The organism is Streptomyces sp. GMY02, from assembly GCF_019056675.1.
Classification (GTDB): domain Bacteria; phylum Actinomycetota; class Actinomycetes; order Streptomycetales; family Streptomycetaceae; genus Streptomyces; species Streptomyces odonnellii.
On sequence record NZ_CP077658.1, the window covers coordinates 1,293,517 to 1,311,196 of the forward strand.

The 17,680-nt window shown below is 70.8% G+C and carries 11 protein-coding genes; 2 read left to right on the forward strand and 9 right to left on the reverse strand.

All coding sequences use genetic code 11. The features are described from left to right. Positions 1-36: 36 nt before the first annotated feature. The 5 genes from KQY30_RS05355 to KQY30_RS05375 all read right to left on the reverse strand — a co-directional run bounded on the left by KQY30_RS05355 (position 37) and on the right by KQY30_RS05375 (position 5,676). A complete protein-coding gene (locus KQY30_RS05355) occupies positions 37-1,137 on the reverse strand; it encodes a hypothetical protein (protein ID WP_217305808.1) in 1,101 nt (366 codons plus the stop codon). A gap of 1,795 nt (positions 1,138-2,932) precedes the next feature. Further along, the gene (locus tag KQY30_RS05360) at positions 2,933-3,076 is read right to left on the reverse strand and encodes a DUF6760 family protein (protein WP_217305809.1); all 144 of its coding nucleotides are present in this window, start codon (positions 3,074-3,076) and stop codon (positions 2,933-2,935) included. Then, positions 3,073-3,552, reverse strand: coding sequence for a hypothetical protein (locus KQY30_RS05365; RefSeq protein WP_217305810.1), 480 nt, complete (start codon positions 3,550-3,552; stop codon positions 3,073-3,075). Before KQY30_RS05365 ends, KQY30_RS05360 begins: the two co-directional genes overlap by 4 nt. Beyond that, positions 3,552-3,995 (reverse strand): phage tail protein, encoded by a 444-nt coding sequence (locus tag KQY30_RS05370; protein ID WP_046500468.1) that lies wholly within the window; start codon positions 3,993-3,995, stop codon positions 3,552-3,554. The genes KQY30_RS05365 and KQY30_RS05370 overlap by 1 nt, the downstream gene beginning before the upstream one ends. Positions 3,996-4,137: 142 nt before the next feature. Continuing rightward, positions 4,138-5,676, reverse strand: a complete 1,539-nt coding sequence (locus KQY30_RS05375) for a phage tail sheath subtilisin-like domain-containing protein (protein ID WP_217305811.1) — start codon at positions 5,674-5,676, stop codon at positions 4,138-4,140. Between the two features lie 180 nt (positions 5,677-5,856). Here KQY30_RS05375 and KQY30_RS36200 point away from each other — a divergent pair, with 180 nt between their 5' ends. Both KQY30_RS36200 and KQY30_RS05385 read left to right on the forward strand, forming a co-directional pair. Beyond that, entirely contained in the window at positions 5,857-9,918 is a 4,062-nt protein-coding gene (locus tag KQY30_RS36200; protein ID WP_254406960.1) for an HPC2 multi-domain protein, read from the forward strand. 3 nt (positions 9,919-9,921) lie between these two features. Further along, a complete protein-coding gene (locus KQY30_RS05385; protein ID WP_217305812.1) occupies positions 9,922-10,590 on the forward strand; it encodes a hypothetical protein in 669 nt (222 codons plus the stop codon). Between the two features lie 204 nt (positions 10,591-10,794). Here the strand turns inward: KQY30_RS05385 and KQY30_RS05390 are convergent, their stop codons facing one another. The 4 genes from KQY30_RS05390 to KQY30_RS05405 all read right to left on the reverse strand — a co-directional run bounded on the left by KQY30_RS05390 (position 10,795) and on the right by KQY30_RS05405 (position 17,638). Beyond that, positions 10,795-11,571 (reverse strand): hypothetical protein, encoded by a 777-nt coding sequence (locus KQY30_RS05390; protein WP_217305813.1) that lies wholly within the window; start codon positions 11,569-11,571, stop codon positions 10,795-10,797. A 16-nt stretch (positions 11,572-11,587) separates the two neighbouring features. Then, positions 11,588-13,687: an ATP-binding protein gene (locus KQY30_RS05395; RefSeq protein ID WP_217305814.1), complete on the reverse strand. Its 2,100-nt coding sequence runs from the start codon at positions 13,685-13,687 to the stop codon at positions 11,588-11,590. Positions 13,688-13,926: 239 nt separating this feature from the next. After that, the gene (locus tag KQY30_RS05400; RefSeq protein WP_217305815.1) at positions 13,927-14,685 is read right to left on the reverse strand and encodes a DUF4255 domain-containing protein; all 759 of its coding nucleotides are present in this window, start codon (positions 14,683-14,685) and stop codon (positions 13,927-13,929) included. A 91-nt stretch (positions 14,686-14,776) separates the two neighbouring features. After that, the gene (locus KQY30_RS05405; protein ID WP_217305816.1) at positions 14,777-17,638 is read right to left on the reverse strand and encodes an HYR domain-containing protein; all 2,862 of its coding nucleotides are present in this window, start codon (positions 17,636-17,638) and stop codon (positions 14,777-14,779) included. Positions 17,639-17,680 lie beyond the last annotated feature (42 nt).

The following is a 17,680-nucleotide window of genomic DNA, read 5'->3' on the forward strand; positions in this document are numbered from 1 at the left end:
TGGTGATGCCTTGGTGCGCTGGTGCCTTGGTGCCTTTCAGTGCCGGGTATTGATCAACGACCCGGTGCGTTCACGTTCGATGCGCAGCTCCGCCTTGAGCAGCCTGCTGAGTGGGGCGACCAGCGCGCGGACGAGTTCGTCGGTGACTTTTGGCGCCCCCGCTCCCTTGGCGCCATCGGTGCCCTGAGTGCCGCCGGCCCCGCCGGAGGTCCCCGCGGACGCTTCCCCCGCGCCCCCGGTGGACTCGGGCGGCGGCGGGGAGTCGACGGGCGGCGGCTCGGTTACGGGCATGTCGCCGTCGGCGCGCTGCACCGCGGGCTGCGTGAACACCACGGACCCGTCGGGCATGCGCTGCGCGATCCCGGCGTCGACGGCGACGGTCCCGGCGTCGGAGGGCGGCGGGGAGGGGTCCGGCGAAGGGGCGCGCCGGGGCGGCATCGACGCGACGGCCGCCGGGGCTGCCGACCGCTGCACCCCGAACGGTGAGGGCGGTGTCGTCGGAGGCGCGGGGAACGTCATCGGTGAGCCGGCCGTGACCGGCGAAGAGGGCGCCATCGAGTACGAGGAGGATCGGCCGGCGGCGAGCGTCGCCGTACCCACGTCCGCCGCTCGCTGCACGGGGGCACGCGCGCCCTCGGCACCGAACCCGCCGCCGAAATCACCGCCGCCCCCGGCTCCGCCACCGCCGAACCCACTGCCTCCGAAGGCGCTTCCGCCGTAAGCACCGCCGCCGGAACCACCGGAACCACTCGGGGCCGGCTCCCACCGGATCGGAACCGGGGCCGGAGCCGGGGGCTCGACGCCGACAGACGTGGCGGACGACGAAGAAGAGAACGAGGAGGAGGACGGCTCCGGCACCGTGTAGAGAGGCAACGACCTCTGGGTGACGAGCGGCACCACCGGCCCTTCGCCCCGGGAGGCCGACCCCGCGACGGGACCCACGGAGCGGGGTCCGGGAAGGGGAAGCGAGGAGTCGTCGACCGCGTCGAGCCGCCGCAATGGCATCGGCGTCGCCGCCGTCACCATCTGCCCGGGACCGGGTGCCTCGGGCACCGCCGTATCACTCGCTCCGCTCACCGCAAGTGTCTCGGTGTCCCCCAGGAGCGGAGCCGTCTCCTCGTCAACGGACCGCGCCACCAAGGGAGTTACGGCAGAATCCGACGAGGAGTAAGCCTGGGCGGGCCCCATGGAGGCCGGTGCCGGTACGGCCTCCGGGCCGGCCGACGCCGCACCGGGAACCCTCCCGGGAGAACCTCCGGCGATCGACGGGGTACCCGGACCGGCGGCCTGTGGCGACGGCGCACCTGAAGGCACATCAGGCACACCGCCGGGGACGCCGAGCCGCTGCACCACACCGGGCCCGTCGGCGTCAGCCGTCCCGGTACCGATGCCGGCTCCGCTACCGGCTCCGCCCGTGGTGAGCGGCCGGGCATCACCGAGCAGCGGCGCCATGCCGTCGTCGGGTGATCCGGACGCGGCGGACGTCCCTGATGGATCCGGCAGCCCCGGCGGGTTCGGTGGATCCGGCAGCTCAACGGCCCGGGACACCGGCACCGCGGCGGGCTCCGGCGCAGGACCCGGCATCGGCTCCGCACCCGGATCGCCATGCCCGTCAGCGGCGTTCGGCGCCATGCTCGCGGGGGTAGCAGCCGTACCGGCCAGCGGAGCGGCCGGGCCGAGCAGTGGCCGGGCGGTGGGAGGCAGCGCGGACAACGGTTCGCCCAGGCCACGGTGCGGCGGACGTCCCGGAGTCACAGTGCCTCGTTGTACGACGGGGCCGGGCGGAGGCATCGGCGGTAGCGGCGGCACAACAGGAACGCTTGTGCCCGAGGCCGGGGCCGAACCCTGGCCCTGGCCCAAGTCGGCAAGCGGGGAAGGGAGAGGGAGCGAAACACCATCCGAGGCCCCGGGCGCTGCCGGAAACGCGGACCGCTGGACAACAGCGCCCTCACCGGCCGTCGTTACGGAATCAGCCCCCACCTCCGTGGCCTGCGCGGCAAGCAGGTCGACGACAGGTTCGGCCGGGGCGGCGGGTGCCATGGGCCCGGGGTCGTCGTCCGGTACGGGCGCCGGAACCGCCGCCAGTTCCCGTGCCGGTACGTCCGGCTGTTCGGCGACGGTCAAGGGGCGCGTGGGCGCGGGCGCCGATGGAACGGACGGCACCCGCATGACCGTCACAGGAGCGGACGACGCCGGGACCGGCGGAGGGACGAACGTCCGCTGGAGCGGCGCGAGGGGAAGCGGTACGGACCGTCCGGCACCGGGCGCCGGGCCTGCGACCGAGGCCGGGCCCAGGGCCGGGACCTGGGCCGACGCCGGACCCGGGGCCGGCGACACCGTCCGCGAGACCGTCGGCACACCGGAACCACCTGTCCCGGTGAACTCGCCGCCGTCCCCGCCCTGTTGCGTGAAGGACGCGGCCACGGCCCGTACCGGCCCCTCGTCCCGCACCGGAACGCCGACTGACGGAACCGGGAGGTCGCTCCCGTCGTACCCCCGCGCCCCGCTCTCCGCACTCCACGGCGCGTCGGCCGCGCCCTGCCCCCCGACGGCCTTCGGCGCGTCGAAGGTCCGCGGTCCGGGCTGCTGTCCGGTCCGCTGCACGCTGGGGGCCGCGAGGCCGTGTCCCGTGCCGGCCGGTGCCTGCGCGCTGACCAGGTGTCCGAGGGGCCCGGTGATCGTGGGGTCCTGCCAGCTACCCAGCCGCTGCCGGAACCCCACGGGGTCGGTCATCAGCCCCACGTCCCCGCCCAGCGTCCGCTGGACGGGAGGTGCGGACCGCCACCCCGGTTCTGTAAGCGTGCCGGAGACAGCGTCCGTCCCGGAAGCAGCCCGAGGTTCCGGCCCGGGAGCCGCCGGCCCCGGCCGGCTGTCCCCGTCCGCCCCTCGGCTCCCCCTCAGCCAGGACAGCAGTCCCATCTCCGATTCCCCCTCACCGCTGGTTGAGCCGGGCGATCTGCTCGACGTACCGCTGTCGTTCGCGGTGTTCCAGATCGAGCAGTTCGTCGAGCGGCCAGTGGAAGTGATAGGCGAGGTACGCGACCTCCTCGTAGAGGCGCTCGGTCGCGTACGTCACGATTCCCCCAGGCGACCACCGGCGAGATCCACCGCGAAGTGCTCCTGGCAGGAGGGACAGGTGACCGCCGCGCGGGTGTGTCCCTCCGCGTTGATCCGCCGGTAGAAGTCCTGGAGGAACGCGAGGTCCGAGGCGAACAGGTTCTCCACGATGCCCGCGTGGACGTCCTCGATGGTGCCGAGCCGGGTGATCACCCGGGCGATCAGCACCACCGAGAGGTACGCGGAGTTCTCCCGCACCCGGTCGTCCCGCAGCGGGATCAGCTCGTCGCGGGCGGTGGCCAGCCGCATCACACCGTGGCGGTGCACGGTGCCGGAGTCGTCCACGTACCCCCGGGGCAGTTCGAAGGAGAACTCGGTGCGGAGCGTGTCACGCTCCGCACCGGCACCCTGCTCACCCGTCCCGGCCGTTCCCGCCTGCTCCGGTTCCCGCGTCTGTGGCGCCTGCCGCGGGGGCGCGGGCATCGTCCGACGCATCAGGCGACTTCCATGCTCTCGTAGGTGATCGCGAGCTTCTCGGTGAGGACGGAGGTGTCACCCGCCTTCAGCGTGCCGATCTCCAGCGACTTCGGCCAGGCGTTCACCAGTTGATAGCGCTTGATCGCGACGCCCTCGTAGTCGTAGACGACAATGGCGCCGTTCTTTCGTGCCTCGCCCATTTTCCCGAACCGGGAGGACTTGATCCACGCCTCGAAGCTGTTGTCCTCGGTCAGCCCTCGGGTGACGGTGACCTCTCCCGCCTTGGGGCGTCCCGGCAGCTTCTTGACGGCGTATTTCCCGTCGGCGGTGTTCTGCTTCAGCTCGATGACGTCCTGTTCCATCTTCAGGCCGCTGACCTCGGTGATCTGCTTGATCACCACGCCGTCGAACTCCAGCCCGAAGGAATGGCCGACCGAGCTGTCCAGATCGGGGAGTGGCATTCCAGCCTCCTTTGCTTCTCTGCGAATCGGACGACGGCGTTCAACCGCCAGGACGGGTACGGGTCATATGAGGCGACCCGGCATTCCCCCGCCCGGCAATCCGTCATGTGCTGTTTTCATCGATCGTGCTGTACGCCGTGTGCTATTCGTCGACCGATCCGGTGCCGCCCGACAACTGGGAGAGCCGGAACACCACGAATTCCGCGGGCTTGACCGGAGCCACCCCGACCTCGCAGACGACCATGCCCGCGTCGATGCTCTCGGCGGGATTCGTCTCCCGGTCGCACTTCACGTAGAACGCTTCGTCGGGGGTGATCCCGAACAGCGCGCCCTTGCGCCACTCGTTGACCAGGAACGCGGAGATGGTGCGCCGGACTCGGGCCCACAGGGCGTCGTCGTTCGGCTCGAAGACCACCCACTGGGTGCCGGTCAGGATCGACTCCTCAAGGTAGTTGAAGAGCCGACGCACATTCAGATAGCGCCATGCGGCGTCGGACGCGAGGGTGCGCGCGCCCCACACCCGGATGCCGCGGCCCGGGAAGGACCGGACACAGTTGACGCCGAGCGGGTTGAGCAGGTCGTGCTCCCCCTTGGTGATCTGCGTCTGGAGACCGACCGCGCCCCGCAGGACCTCGTTCGCCGGCGCCTTGTGCACCCCGCGTGACTCGTCACTGCGGGCCCACACCCCGGCGATGTGCCCGCTCGGCGGCACCAGGGCGTTCCGGCCGATCGACGGGTCAAACACCTTGATCCACGGGTAGTACAGCGTCGCGAACTTGGAGTCGAAGCCTGCCGTGTCCAGCCGCCAGCTCTTGATCTGCTGCGGGGAGAGCCCGGGCGGCGCGTCGAGGATGGCCACCCGGTCACCCATCAGCTCGCAGTGCGCGATCAGCGCCTGCTGCACGGCGATGACGGTCTCGGCGTCGATGACCCCGCGCTGGTGGGCGCTCATCAGGTCCGGCACCGCCACCATCGTGATCTCTTCGATGGCCTCCAGCCCGCCGAACCCGGTCCGCTGGTCCGCGTCGCCCACGTAGTCGTCGGCCGACAACGAGACCGGCGCCGCCGACGCTCCCGGCGTACCCGGCTGCGGCGCGAGTACCACCGCCTGGGCATCGGGCTTGGCCGCCGTGCCCCGGGCCGCTTCCTCCAGGGCGATGGTCTGCGACTTCTCCCGGACCTTCGTGACGACGTTGTCCTTGCTGCGGCGAGCGGACACCGAGGGGTACGTCTCCTTGACCTCCCCGTCCACCTTCACGACGAGCTTGAACACGTCGTTGGGCGGGTCCTCGCCGTCCACGGGGCCGACCTCGACGGAGACCTCACCGGTCACGCCCGGCAGCGCCCGGACCCGGTACCCGCCGAGCAGCGCCTCGGCGGACGCGCCGGGCTCCAGTTCACCGGCGCCGGCGGACGCCCCGTCACCGATACGCACGACGTAGCAGATCCCTCCGCCGTTGGCGAAGAATCCGTACACGGCGGACGCCAGGTACGCGCCTTCGACGAAGTCGCCGAAGACATTCACGTACTGGCTCCAGTTGGTGACGAGCGTCGGCTCGTTCAGTGGTCCCTGCGGGGCGAAGCCCAGAAACGCGGCGACCGAGGTACCCACTCCCTCAATCGGTCGTGCCCCGGCCTCCACTTCTTCGACATACACACCCGGGGACAGATACGACGGCATACCTACTCCTCCTTGACCAGGGGCCGAGGCCGATTCTCACTCCGGGCGACGATCATCCGGAACGCGTCGACGACCGGCCCCCGGTGCACAGCCTGCTGCCCGATCAGGCACTCTGCCCTGCCCCCATCCGTATCCACCGCTCTCGTGTGCGTGGCGGGACGGAACCGAACACTTACGGTTATGAAGGCGGCGCCGGACAAGAAGACCAGCGCGGCGCCGGCACGTCCGGCTGCCCCGGCCCGCTCCCCGCAGGGAACGTCCGCCCCGCCCACCACCACTACCGGGGCGGCCGGGCCCGAGCGCACCCCGGCCGGGAGTGCCCCGCCGGCGGGCCTGGCCCCGCACCAGCTCCGTCTGCTCCAGTCCCGCGCCGGGAACACGGCGGTCGCGCGTCTGGTGGCGCAGCGGCTGGCGGAGGCGCCGGCCGCGCCGGTCAAGCCCCCGCCGTCGTCCTCTCCCGCCTTCACCGGGCTGACGGCGGAGGTGGAGGCGAAGAAGACCGCGGTCGCGCAACACCCCCCGGCGGCGAAGGAGTCGAAGGCGGCGCAGGACGCGGCGCTGGCCCCGCCCGACGACAAGCAGGCCCAGGGCAAAGCCGCGCAGGCGGAGAAGATGAACGCCGCGAAGCCGGGTGTGTTCGACAAGGCGGGGTTCATCGCGGCGGTCAACCAGGCCATCACCGCGCAGGCCCCCAAAAACCTCGACGAGGCCGACTCCTTCGCCGGCTCCGGCAAGGCCGATACTGTCAAGGCGCAGGTCAACGGGCAGGTCGCGCAGGGCAAGGAGGGATCGGCCAAGGAGATCGAGAGCGCCACGGCGGCGGGACCGGACCTGTCCGCCGCCAAGGACAAACCCGTCACCCCTCTCACCCCCGACGCGCCCCCGCCCGCCCCCGGCGCCCCCGACCCGGCCGGCGCGGTCCCCGCCAGGCAGCCGGAGGCGGTGACGGACTTCTCCGGCGGCCCGGACCAGGTCAACCAGCAGATGGCCGACGCCGAAGTGACCGAAGACCAGCTGGCCAAGAGCAACGAACCGCAGTTCACCGGCGCCCTCACCGCGAAGAAGCAGGGCGAGCAGCACTCGGCCACCGCTCCCGGTGAGGCCCGCGGCGCGGAGGCGAAGCAGCATGCGGCCGCGAAGCAGGGTGCTGCCGCCGCCGGCGCCCAGGCCATGGCCACTCTCGCCGCCACCCGCGCCGCGACCGGCAAGCAGGTCGACGGCGGCAAGAGCGCCACCAAGTCCGCCGACGAGAAAAAGCGCGCCGAGGTCACCGCCAAGCTCCAGAAGGTCTTCGACGCCACCAAGACCGACGTCGAGAAAACCCTGACCGGCCTGGACAAGCTGGTCGACGAGAAGTTCACCACGGGTGAGAAGGCGGCCCGGGACGCCTTTACGGCGGACCACAAACGCCGGATGGACGCCTACAAGGACAAGCGGTACTCCGGCTTCTCTGGGAAGCTGAAGTGGGTCAAGGACAAGTTCGCCGGCCTGCCGGAGGAGGCCAGCCAGCTCTTCCAGGAGTCCCGCAAGCTCTACGTCGCCCGGATGCAGCAGGTCATCTCGGCCATCGCCGACACCATCGGCACCGAACTCGGCAAGGCCAAGGACCGCATCGCCCAGGGCCGCACCGAACTCAAAGCCGAAGTCGACAAGCTCCCCGCCGACCTGAAGAAGTTCGGCCAGGAAGCCGCCGCCGGCTTCACCGAGAAGTTCGACGGCCTAGAAGCCGACGTCAACGCGAAATCGGACCAGCTCGTCCAGGACCTCGCCCAGAAATACACCCAGGCCCTCAACTCTGTCGACGAGGAGATAAAGAAACTCCAGGAGGAGAACAAGGGCCTCATCGCCAAGGCGAAGGACGCCGTGGCCGGCGCCATCCAGACCATCCTCGAACTCAAGAACCTGCTCCTCGGCGTCCTCGCCAAGGCCGCCTCCGCGGTCATGAAGATCATCAAGGACCCCATCGGGTTCCTCCGCAACCTCGTGACCGCCGTCGGCGCGGGCCTGCAGCAGTTCATCGGCAACATCGGTGAGCACCTCAAAAAAGGCCTCATCGGCTGGCTCCTGGGCACAGCGGCCGGCGCCGGCCTCAGCCTGCCCGCCAAGTTCGACCTCAAGGGCATCATCCAGCTCCTGGCCAACATGCTCGGCCTGACCTGGGCCAGCATCCGCGCCCGCATCACCCGCAAAGGCGTCCCCGAACAGGCCATGGACGCCGCCGAAAAGGCCGTCCCCGTCGCCCAGTCCCTCCAGAAAGAGGGCCCCGCCGGCGCCGTCGAACACATCAAAGCCTCCGTCGGCGACCTCAAGTCCACGATCCTCCAGAAACTCACCGCCTACCTCATCCCCACGGTCCTGACCGCCGGCATCGCCTGGATCGTCTCCCTCCTCACCCCCGCCTCCGCGTTCATCCGCGCGGTCAAGGGCATCATCGACATCGTCACCTTCATCGTGACCCAGGGCGCCCAGATCATCGCCCTCGTCAACTCGATCCTCGACGCCGTCATCGCCATCGCAGGCGGCGGCCAGGCCGGAGTCCCCGCCCTCATCGAAGGCGCCCTCGCCGGAAGCATCCCCCTCCTCATCGGCTTCCTCGCCGGCCTCCTCGGCATCGGCGGCCTCGCCAACAAGGTCAAACAGGTCTTCACGGCGGTGGCCAAGCCGGTCAACAAGGCCATCGACAAAATCGTCGACTTCATAGCCAAGAAGGGCAAAGCCCTCTGGGCCAAGCTCAAGAGCAAGGCTCGCGGCGGCGACGACACCCCAGCCGGCAAACAGCAGCGCCTCACCAAGGGCCTCGCCGCAGCCCGGTCCGCTGCCCAGCGCCTGAACGGCAACGGCCGGTTCAGCCGGGCCGCCTTGCGTGCGGCCTTCGCGGCGATCCGGGTCCGCTACGGCCTGACCTCCCTGGAACCGGTCGTCCGGGGCGGCAACTGGTCGGCGCGTGGAACGGTGAACCCGACGGACGAAGTCCCTCTCGACGTCCAGGTCCGCGACGGCGCGGAGAACTCACAGGGAACGCAGGAGACGCAGGACCCGTCGGACGACCGCTACCTCGCGATGATCCGCCAAGCGCTTCCGGCTCACGCCGCGGCCTTCTCCAAGGAGGCGCAGGAGGCGTGGAACAAGACGCTGAGGGTGACCGAGGTCGACGAGCAGCCGGTGTGGGACGACCCTCCGGTCCAGCTCACCGGCCTCCCCGCCGAGGCCGCAGGGCTTCTCACCAACCAGGCCGTCCTGAAGCAGCTCCTCGGCTACTTCAAGGAGAAGCCCCGCCGGAGAAGCGGCAAGGGAGACAACCCGGGCACCGCCGCCGACACCGCCAGCTTCTACAACCACGCCTTCAAGGACGGCGGGCCACTGCGCGAAAAGATGCTGCGGGCTCTCGGCGACGCCGCGCTGCGAGACTTGAAGAAACCGCGCGGCGGACGCTCGGCGGACGCCACGAACCAGGTCAACACCATGGAGTACGGAGTCGCGTCGGGCTCCTACGGCAAGTTCGCGCCGCTGCCCGGCTCCGGCTCCGGCGTGAACAAGGACCTCGAAGCCATCGTCACCGCCAAGGGCGGCATCATCGGTTTCCTGCGTTTCGTCGCCACCGAGAGCTCGGAGTGGAACACCAGGGTTCTCGACCTGTGGGCGAAGCACAAGCCGTCCAAGGAATACCTGATGGACCTCTTCCGGCGGGCCGACTCCGGCAAACACGAGTGGATTCCCACCGACTACATACCGGTCGTTCTCGTACGCGCGATGGGCCACCTCTCACGGGACGACAAGCTCGAAGCGGCCCGGTGGGTGGCACTGCACCACGCCCTGCGGTCGAAGACCGAGCGCGTCATCTGGAGCATCGAGGGCGTGACACCCAACGGCCATTCCGGCGCCCTCTGGCAGCAGTACGTCGATGGCGGAAAGACCAAGTACAAGTTCACTCTGACCAATGGCCAGGAAGCTTTCCACAACAGACTGCGCGGCATCTTCAACCAGCACCAGGGCAGCGCCCTGGAGTACGTGAGTGCCCTGCGAGCCCGGATGCTGGACGCGAGCAACCCCCTGATCTGGAACGGGAACCTCGACAATCATGATCCGCAGTTCCTGGACAAGCCGGTCGCGGCGCTCGTGAAGACCGCCGCGGGTATAGTCCCGATGACCGTCGAGGAGCTCGGTGCTGAGCAGAGAGCCAACTTCAACGCCATCATGATCGACCTCACAGAAGCCAATGACGCGGTGAAAGAGGTGAGCTGATCGATGCGGCTACTCGAACCCCAGGTGGAACGGGCTGTTCAGCGCCGGTTGCAGAGAAATCCGCCCTTCAGCAACGACGACCTCGCCCAGATCGACACCCTGGCCGTCCTCTTCCCCCGCGACCTCGGCGATCTCGCCCGTTTCCCCATGTTGAAGTCGCTGCACGTGGTCGGCTACGGGGGACGCGACCTAGCGGCGCTGGCCGGCCACCCGCGGCTGGCGGCGCTCTCCATGGAGTTCAGCGCGCTGGCCGACATCAGCGCGGTGCGGACGCTGCCCACGATCCGCAGCCTCCAACTGCCCCTCAACTCCATCGAGGACATCACCGCCCTGCGCTTCGAGTTGCCCAAGCTGTACGAGGTCGTTCTCACCGGCAACCCGCTCTCCGAGGAGAGCTATCACGAGGTGGTGCCCGAACTGCGGCAGCGGGGCACGGAAATCGTGACCGTCTCCGAGGAACGGGAGTGGCAGATCACCCGCAAGCTCTACGCCGCCGGGGTGCCGTTCGACTACTTCCGGCGGGGCGACACCTACCTCCTGTGTCGGCCCGGCTTGGAGTTCACCGACAAGCCGAGCGCGGCGCACGCGGAAATCGGCCCCGAAGAGCTGGAGGCGGTCTTGCGGCGGGGCCCGGAGGAAGTCCACAAGCTGTTCGATCGGAAAGCGGGCTAGGCTCAGCGCCGACGTGAAGGCCGGGGAGTTCGGCGCGGCATGAGTACCGAGCCCGCCTTCGGTATCGGTGAGGGCCCACCGTCAACGTCTCGTTGGGTCTGCGCGCCGGAATCATCGCAGCCGTACGTGCCGGCAAGCGGCGTTCTCCCCCTCCGTGGACGCGGCGGAACCGGATCCCGACGGGCCCGCCGACGCAGCGGCGGGCTACGTCGCCCACCACACCGCCCTGTTCGTGTCGTACCGACGACTCGCGCTCCGCGCAGCCCGCTTCCCGCCGTTGCACGGTTGCGCGCACAGCACCCGTAAGTTCGCCGGGTCGTTCGCCCATGTCTTCGCCTCGTCGCGGGTGATCGCGCGGACGGCGTGGCCGTTGACCATCCAGCTCAGTTCCGCGGCCTTGCTCTGGACGTACGCGATGATTTCCGAGATGTGGTCGATGGTGATGTGGCGATCGCCGTCCGCCGGAGTGCTGTCGCTCTTGCGGGGGATGAAGGTGCCGCACTTCGCGCACCGGTACTCGGTCCGGCCGTTGGCGAGTTGGCTGGGCGTGATGCCGAGCACCGTGTCCACCGTGTTCGTGTCGAATCCGATGTCCCTCCTGGTGCCGCTCCAGATGCGCTCGCCGTTGGGTCCCTGGCTCGGCAGCTCTCGCGGCCGGGCGTCGTTCGGGTCGAAGCCCTGCTGTGCCTGCTGCCGTGCCGACCTCGGCCGACCCGAGTACGGGGAGTTGTTCGCCGCCTGCCGCCTTCCGGCCCGGCGCTCCGTGTGTCCGCGATCGGGAACCCGCTGTACGGCCGCCCTCCGCTGCGAGGCCAGCAGGCGCACGACCGCCGTGTTCCCGGCCGTCCGCTGGAGGGCGACGAGCGCCGCGAACGGCGAGGTGTGTGGCTCAGCTCCATGTAGCACCGCCGCGCCACGCCGTAGCCGCTCCGGGCGCTCCGGCCTCCCCTGCCCCGTCACCTGTTCGTCGTGAGCACGCACGGCGGTTCTCCTCCAGTCATGGGACGAGCAGGTCCATGTACGGGCCGAATTCGCTGGCCAGGGTGAGGCGGCCCAGCTTCTGGTACTCGCGCACGACCGCGTGGATCAACTGGTGCATCGTCACCGGGGAGCCGGACTCGGCGGCCAAGTAGCCCGCCGTGACGGCGATGGATCGGATGTTGCCGCCCGCGAGTTCGAAGGACTCGGCGCAGAAGCGCAGGTCCAGGTCGTGGCCGTTCGACAGGAGGGGCGCCAGGCAGCGTTCCCACAGAGCCAGGCGCTGGTCGGCGTCGGGGACGGGGAAGTCGATGACCAGGTCCAGGCGGCGGGTGAACGCGTCGTCCAGGTTGGCGCGCAGGTTGGTCGCGAGGATCGCCAGGCCGTCGAAGGACTCCATGCGCTGAAGGAGGTACGCGCTCTCCACGTTGGCGTAGCGGTCGTGGGCGTCCTTGACCTCGGAGCGCTTGCCGAAGATCGCGTCGGCCTCATCGAAGAGGAGGACGCCGTTCACCCCCGCCGCCTCCGTGAAGATCCGTTCGAGGTTCTTCTCGGTCTCGCCGACGTATTTGTCGATCACCGTAGACAGGTCGACGGTGTAGAGGTCCAGCCCCAGGTCCGCGGCGATGACCTCGGCGGACATCGTCTTGCCGGTACCGGAATCGCCCGCGAACAGCGCGACCACGCCCCGGCCGCGGGCGCCGCCAGGGCGCATGCCCCACTCGCCCAGGACCCGGTCCCGGTGGCGGGCCCGTGCGCCGAGTTCGCGTAGTTGGGTGAGGACGTCGGGGGGCAGGACCAGGTCGTCCCAGCCGACACCGGGTTCGACGCGACGGGCGAGCCGGTCGAGGCCTGCGGCGTTCTGGGCGCGGGCGCCCAGGCGGACGTGTTCGGCGCGCAGCTCTCCCCCGTCCAGGACAGCGTTCTGGGCGGCGCTGCGGGCGGCCCGGCCGAGCTGGCCGGGGGTGAGGAGGAACGGGGAGAGGATGTCCTGGAGGTCGACGGTGGCGGGGACGGGCTGCCCGTACGCGTCCTGCCACAGGGATGCCCGCGCAGTGGGCTCGACGCGTGGGGCGCGCAGCAGGAGCGGAGGGCGGGTGGACCAGGCGGCGTCCCAGGGGGCCCGGCCGACGAGGACGACCGGGACGGGCGTGTCGGTCAACTGCCGCAGGAGCGCGACGTGTTCGCGGTCCAGCGCGTCCACCGGGGTGCAGACCAGGCCCGCGCCGGTCAGCCGGGCCTCCCGGACGGCGGTACGGACGGCCTCGGACGGCGCCGGGTCGTGCGCGAGGCGTGCCAGGTCCAGGGCGAGGGCGGGGCGGCCGGCGAGGGCGAGGGCGGTGGCGGCGAGAGCGGGGCCCGCACCGCCCTGGTCCTCGCTCAGGTGGACGAGCGGGATCTCGGCGGCCAGCGCGCGGGCCAGGGGCGCCGCGTCCCCGGCACCCGGGACGGGCGGGCAGGGGGCGAGCAGATCAGCGACGCGGGGGTCGGGGGTGTCATCGCCGAGCAGATGCGCGGTGACCCGGTCCGGCACACGCAGGGCACGGCCGAGGAACGGACGGTCGTGGTCCTCGGTGAGCAGGAGTCCGGCGGAGACCAGGGGGGCGGTCGCGCCGAGGCGGCCGCGCGCGGCGGCGTCCGCGGGCGACAGACCGCACAGCTCCAGGGCCAGGCCGATGGACGGGCGGCGCCGGGTGACGTCGTCGTTGAGGTAGCCGTAGAACGACTCGAACCGGTCGTCGAGGTCGGGAAGCAGCGTGATGAGCAGGATCTCCACATCGAGGTCGGTGAGGTGGAGGTCGGTGGTCAGACGGCGCAGCCGGGTGGGCGGGTCGGCGGTGTCGGCACGGGCCTCGGCCTCGGCGTGCCGGGCTGCGTCGGTACGGTCGGGGGCGGGCGCCTGGGGGCGGGCGTCCAGGAGGCGGTTGACGGCCTCGTCGGTGAGATACAGGCCGCGGAAGGCGTCGTCGGGGTTGGGATCGGTCTCCCGGCGGGCGGCGACGGCACGGCGGACACGTTCCTCGACGAGGACCACCCGGTCCAGGAGGTGGCGCAGGCTCGGGTCCTCTGTGACGGGGTCCACTACGGTCAGGTCCTCCGCGGTCGGGTCCTCTGCCATCGGGTCCTCTGCGGTGGGCTTCGCGGTGACGGGGTTCGCGGTGATGAGGTACTCCTGCGACGGCAACGGCGACAGCGATGGCGACAGCAACGGGGGCGGGGGCGGCGGCTGCAACGGAGGCGGCGGCAACGGCGAGGTCACGCCCGGAGCCTCCCCCCGTCCCGGCGCCAACTCCGGCCCCAGTCCCGGCGACGGCCCCAGCCCGGGGACGGATGGCGACTCCGTCGGCCGGTGGGCGCTCATGGTTCGCGGATACGGCGGGACATGCCAGGACGCGGGCGGCGACCTGGACCGTCCTCGCCCTCGGCGCCCCCCGGCCCACGCCTGCCCCCATGCCCGTTCCCGGGCCCGGCACCGCCCCCCGCGCCGTTCGCTGAGGCAGCGTCGGCGGAGGAGGAGGCGGCGGTGTCCGCCGCCCGGTCGATCCCCTCCATACCCAGTCGCAGGCCACCGTCCTCGGTGACCGGAGGCCCCACCGCGAACGTGCCCGCACCGACGAGCGGGACACTCACCACAAGGTCGAGCGAGGGTTTCAACTCACCGCCGAGCGCGCTCCACACATCCGCGAACGACCGGTCCTCCGGCGGCGGCAGCGCGATCGTCATCGGTACCGTCAGTGGCAACTCGGCCAGCAGGCCGGTCAGATGGGCCCTGGGCACCGCGTCGTGGCGCAACAGGCACAACAGCAGGGACGACAGCAGCCGGTGCTCGTCCTCGGGACGCCGGGTCCAAGCGGTGATCAGGTAGGACAGCTTGAAGTAGCGGGGCGGACGATGGCGGGCCACAACGGTGCCGCGCTCGCCGTACTCGTTGGCCAGCCCGCGGGAGCGGCGGCGCAGATCCTCGCGGATGTCGTAGAGATACATATTGACCGTGGGTGCGTTGACCTTGGCCGCCCACTCGCGGTTCGGCGCGTCGAAGACGACGCTGACCTGGGTGCCGCCCAGTGCCTCGCCCCGGACGAGGGAACGCAGGGCGTCGTCCACCTCGTGGATCACCGGTCCACCTCACTTCTCGCCTGCGCGCCGCCCACACTCGCCCCGCTCACACCCGCCCCACTCACACCCGCCCTGCTCACACCCGCCCCGCTCATCCGCGTCCCGCGAACTTGGGCGGCTGGAGGCTCCGTGGCACGACCAGGATCCCCGTTTCGAGCGGGTTGTATCCGGGCCCCTCGGCACGTAGCAGTCGCGGGCCGGTCTCGTCCTTGCGCAGGACGAGCATCTGCGTACGGAACGTCCCGTCGGCGCCCACCCGTACCGGAAGCGTCCTGGCCGTGATCCCTTCGCTCCACTCCAGTTTGACGACGGTGCCGGCCGGGAAGTCGCGGCCCTCCGCGAGGACGACGTCGCCGAGCCGGGCGACAAGCGGACCCGCGGTCAGTACGGGCTGGAGGACCCGGATTCGCAGGGTGTCGGTGTTGTTGGCGGTACGGGGGTCCCGCGTCGCGCCCCTGACGCGGGCGGTCAGAGTGCCGGTGGTCGCCCTCTCGTACGAGATCCGGGCGGTCACCTCGATCCGGTCGCCGGCCCGCAGGGTGCACGGGGCGACGTTGGTGCAACCGCTCTGGGCGGTCAGTACGCGAACGGGCTGGGGAACGTCGACCGCCAGCGCGACGCCGGTCGCCGTGTCGGGGCCGGCGTTGGTCAGCGTGAACGTGGTCGTGATCACGCCACCGGTAAATCCGGGCAGCGGGGTGGCCGCGGCGGTCACGGCGACGTCGGCGGCGGGCGCGCGTGGTGTCGGCGGGCGCAGGACGACGGTGAACACGGCGGTGTCCCTGCCGGTGTTGCCCGCCTTGTCCTTGGCCGTGCAGGTCACTGTCGTCCTGCCGATCGGGAACCGGGACCCGGACGGCGGGGTGCAGGTGACGGGGACGGTGCCGTCGATCACGTCCGTGGCGTCGGCGGTGTACCGGATGACCCCGCCGGTGCCGCCGGTGATCTCAACGATCCTGTCGTCGACCCGGACGACGGGTGCGCCCCCGTCCACCACTGTGAAGACGGCCGTGTCGGTGCCGACGTTGCCGGCGGAGTCGGTCGCGGTGCAGGTGACCGTCGTCTTCCCGACGGGGAAGGCCGAGCCGGACAGCGGGACGCAGACGACAGACACGGGACCGTCGATGCCGTCCACGGCGGTGGCGCCGTAGTCGATCACCGCACCGTCCGGGCTCGTCGCCTGCACCGTACGGTCATCCACGCGCACCACCGGCGCGGTCGTGTCGACCACCTTGATCACGGCGGTGGCACGGCCCGTATTGCCCTGCTCGTCGGTCGCGGTGCAGGTCACGGTCGTCTCGCCGACCGGGAAACGCGACCCGGACGGCGGCACACACGTCACCGGCACCGAACCATCCACCGAATCCACAGCAGACGCCGGAAACTCGACAACGGCACCATCCGGGCCCGTCGCCTCGACCGTACGGTCCTCCACGGTCACGACAGGCGCGGTCGTGTCCACGACGGTGAACACCGCGGTGTCCCTGCCCGTGTTCCCCCGGGAGTCGGTCGCGGTGCAGGTCACGGTCGTCTCACCGACCGGGAAACGCGACCCGGACGGCGGCACACACGTCACCGGCACCGAACCATCCACCGAATCCACAGCAGACGCCGGATATTCGATGACGGTGCCCCCCGGGCCGGTCGCCTCCACGGTGCGGTCGTCCACGGTCACGACCGGCGCGGTCGTGTCGACCACCTTGATGACGGCGGTGGCGCGGCCCGTATTGCCCCGTCCGTCGGTCGCGGTGCACGTCACGGTGGTCTCACCGATCGGGAAGCGCGACCCGGACGGCGGCTCGCACGTCACCGGGACCGGACCGTCCACGGCGTCCACGGCGGACGCCGGGTACTCGACGACAGCACCGCCCGGACCCGTCGCCTCCACCGTACGGTCCTCGACGCTCACCACCGGCGCGGTCACGTCGTTGACGCTGATCCTGATGTGCTGTTGGTACGCGGGGTCGGCTCCGGCGGGGCCGAGATAGAACTGAACGGTGCAGGTCAGTGTGGAACCCTGGGGAGCGTTCTGGGCCACCGTGACGGTCTCGGTGAAGGTGGCGGTCTGTCCGCTGGTCACCTGACGGGCGGCCGGCGTGAGGGAGACGGACAGCGAAGGGTCGCAGTTCACGGGCTCATGGGTGACGTTGACGGGCAGGTTGGACAGTCCGCTGGTGATCGCGTCGGCCACCTCGTTCGGGTTCACGCCCTGGAGGTACGTACCTCCGGTCTCCCCGGCGACCCGAGTGGCCTGGCCCTTCTTGAAATCGCCGCGCTGGCCGTCGAGTCCGTCGCTGTAACTCTCCACGTCGACCGCGAGTACCTTGACGTTGTTCGCCTTGAGGGTGGCGACGATGCTGTCGAAGGAGTGGCCGCCGCTCGGATCGTGGCTGGAGGCGTCGCCGACCAGGACGACGACGGGGCTGGCCCCGGACCGGAACGGGTTCCGGCCGCCGACACCGGTCGCGACCTGCCACAGCGCGTTGCCCCAGTCCTCGGGGGTGTCCCCGCCGCCGCCGGCGCCCAGCTCATCGACGCCGCTCTGGATGGCCGCGCGGTCGTTGGTGAACTCCTGGTGGAGGAGGAACAGCCTGCCCGGGTCGTCCTGGTCGCCGTAACTGGCCACGGCGAACCGGGAGTCGGGCTGCTCGTCGAACACACTCTTGACGATCGCCGGCAGATTCCCCCTCACATCCGCGATGGGCTCCTCCATGCTGCCGGTGTTGTCGACCAGCAGCACCACGTCCGGCTTGGGCGGCACCGCCGGCGTCCGTACCGTCTTGGTGACGGTGAGGGACTGGCCGGGGTCGAGGGATTGCTCGACCACCGACGGCGTGACCGGAGACGGGGACGGAGCCGCGGCCGGGCCGGCGACATCGCCGACCCCGGCCCCCACCCCGCCGAACGTGAGAAGCGCGGCCATCAGGCCCGCCCGCAGTCGGAACCGCCGCACGACATCCTCCAAGATCGGCGTTGGCCATACCCTTCCCGCGCC

Bases quoted from the DNA above. Each gene is read 5' to 3' on its own strand.
- KQY30_RS05375 (WP_217305811.1), bottom strand. From the start codon at position 5,676: ATGCCGTCGTATCTGTCCCCGGGTGTGTATGTCGAAGAAGTGGAGGCC.
- KQY30_RS36200 (WP_254406960.1), top strand. From the start codon at position 5,857: ATGAAGGCGGCGCCGGACAAGAAGACCAGCGCGGCGCCGGCACGTCCG.
- KQY30_RS05370 (WP_046500468.1), bottom strand. From the start codon at position 3,995: ATGCCACTCCCCGATCTGGACAGCTCGGTCGGCCATTCCTTCGGGCTG.
- KQY30_RS05395 (WP_217305814.1), bottom strand. From the start codon at position 13,687: ATGGCAGAGGACCCGACCGCGGAGGACCTGACCGTAGTGGACCCCGTC.
- KQY30_RS05365 (WP_217305810.1), bottom strand. From the start codon at position 3,552: ATGCGTCGGACGATGCCCGCGCCCCCGCGGCAGGCGCCACAGACGCGG.
- KQY30_RS05385 (WP_217305812.1), top strand. From the start codon at position 9,922: ATGCGGCTACTCGAACCCCAGGTGGAACGGGCTGTTCAGCGCCGGTTG.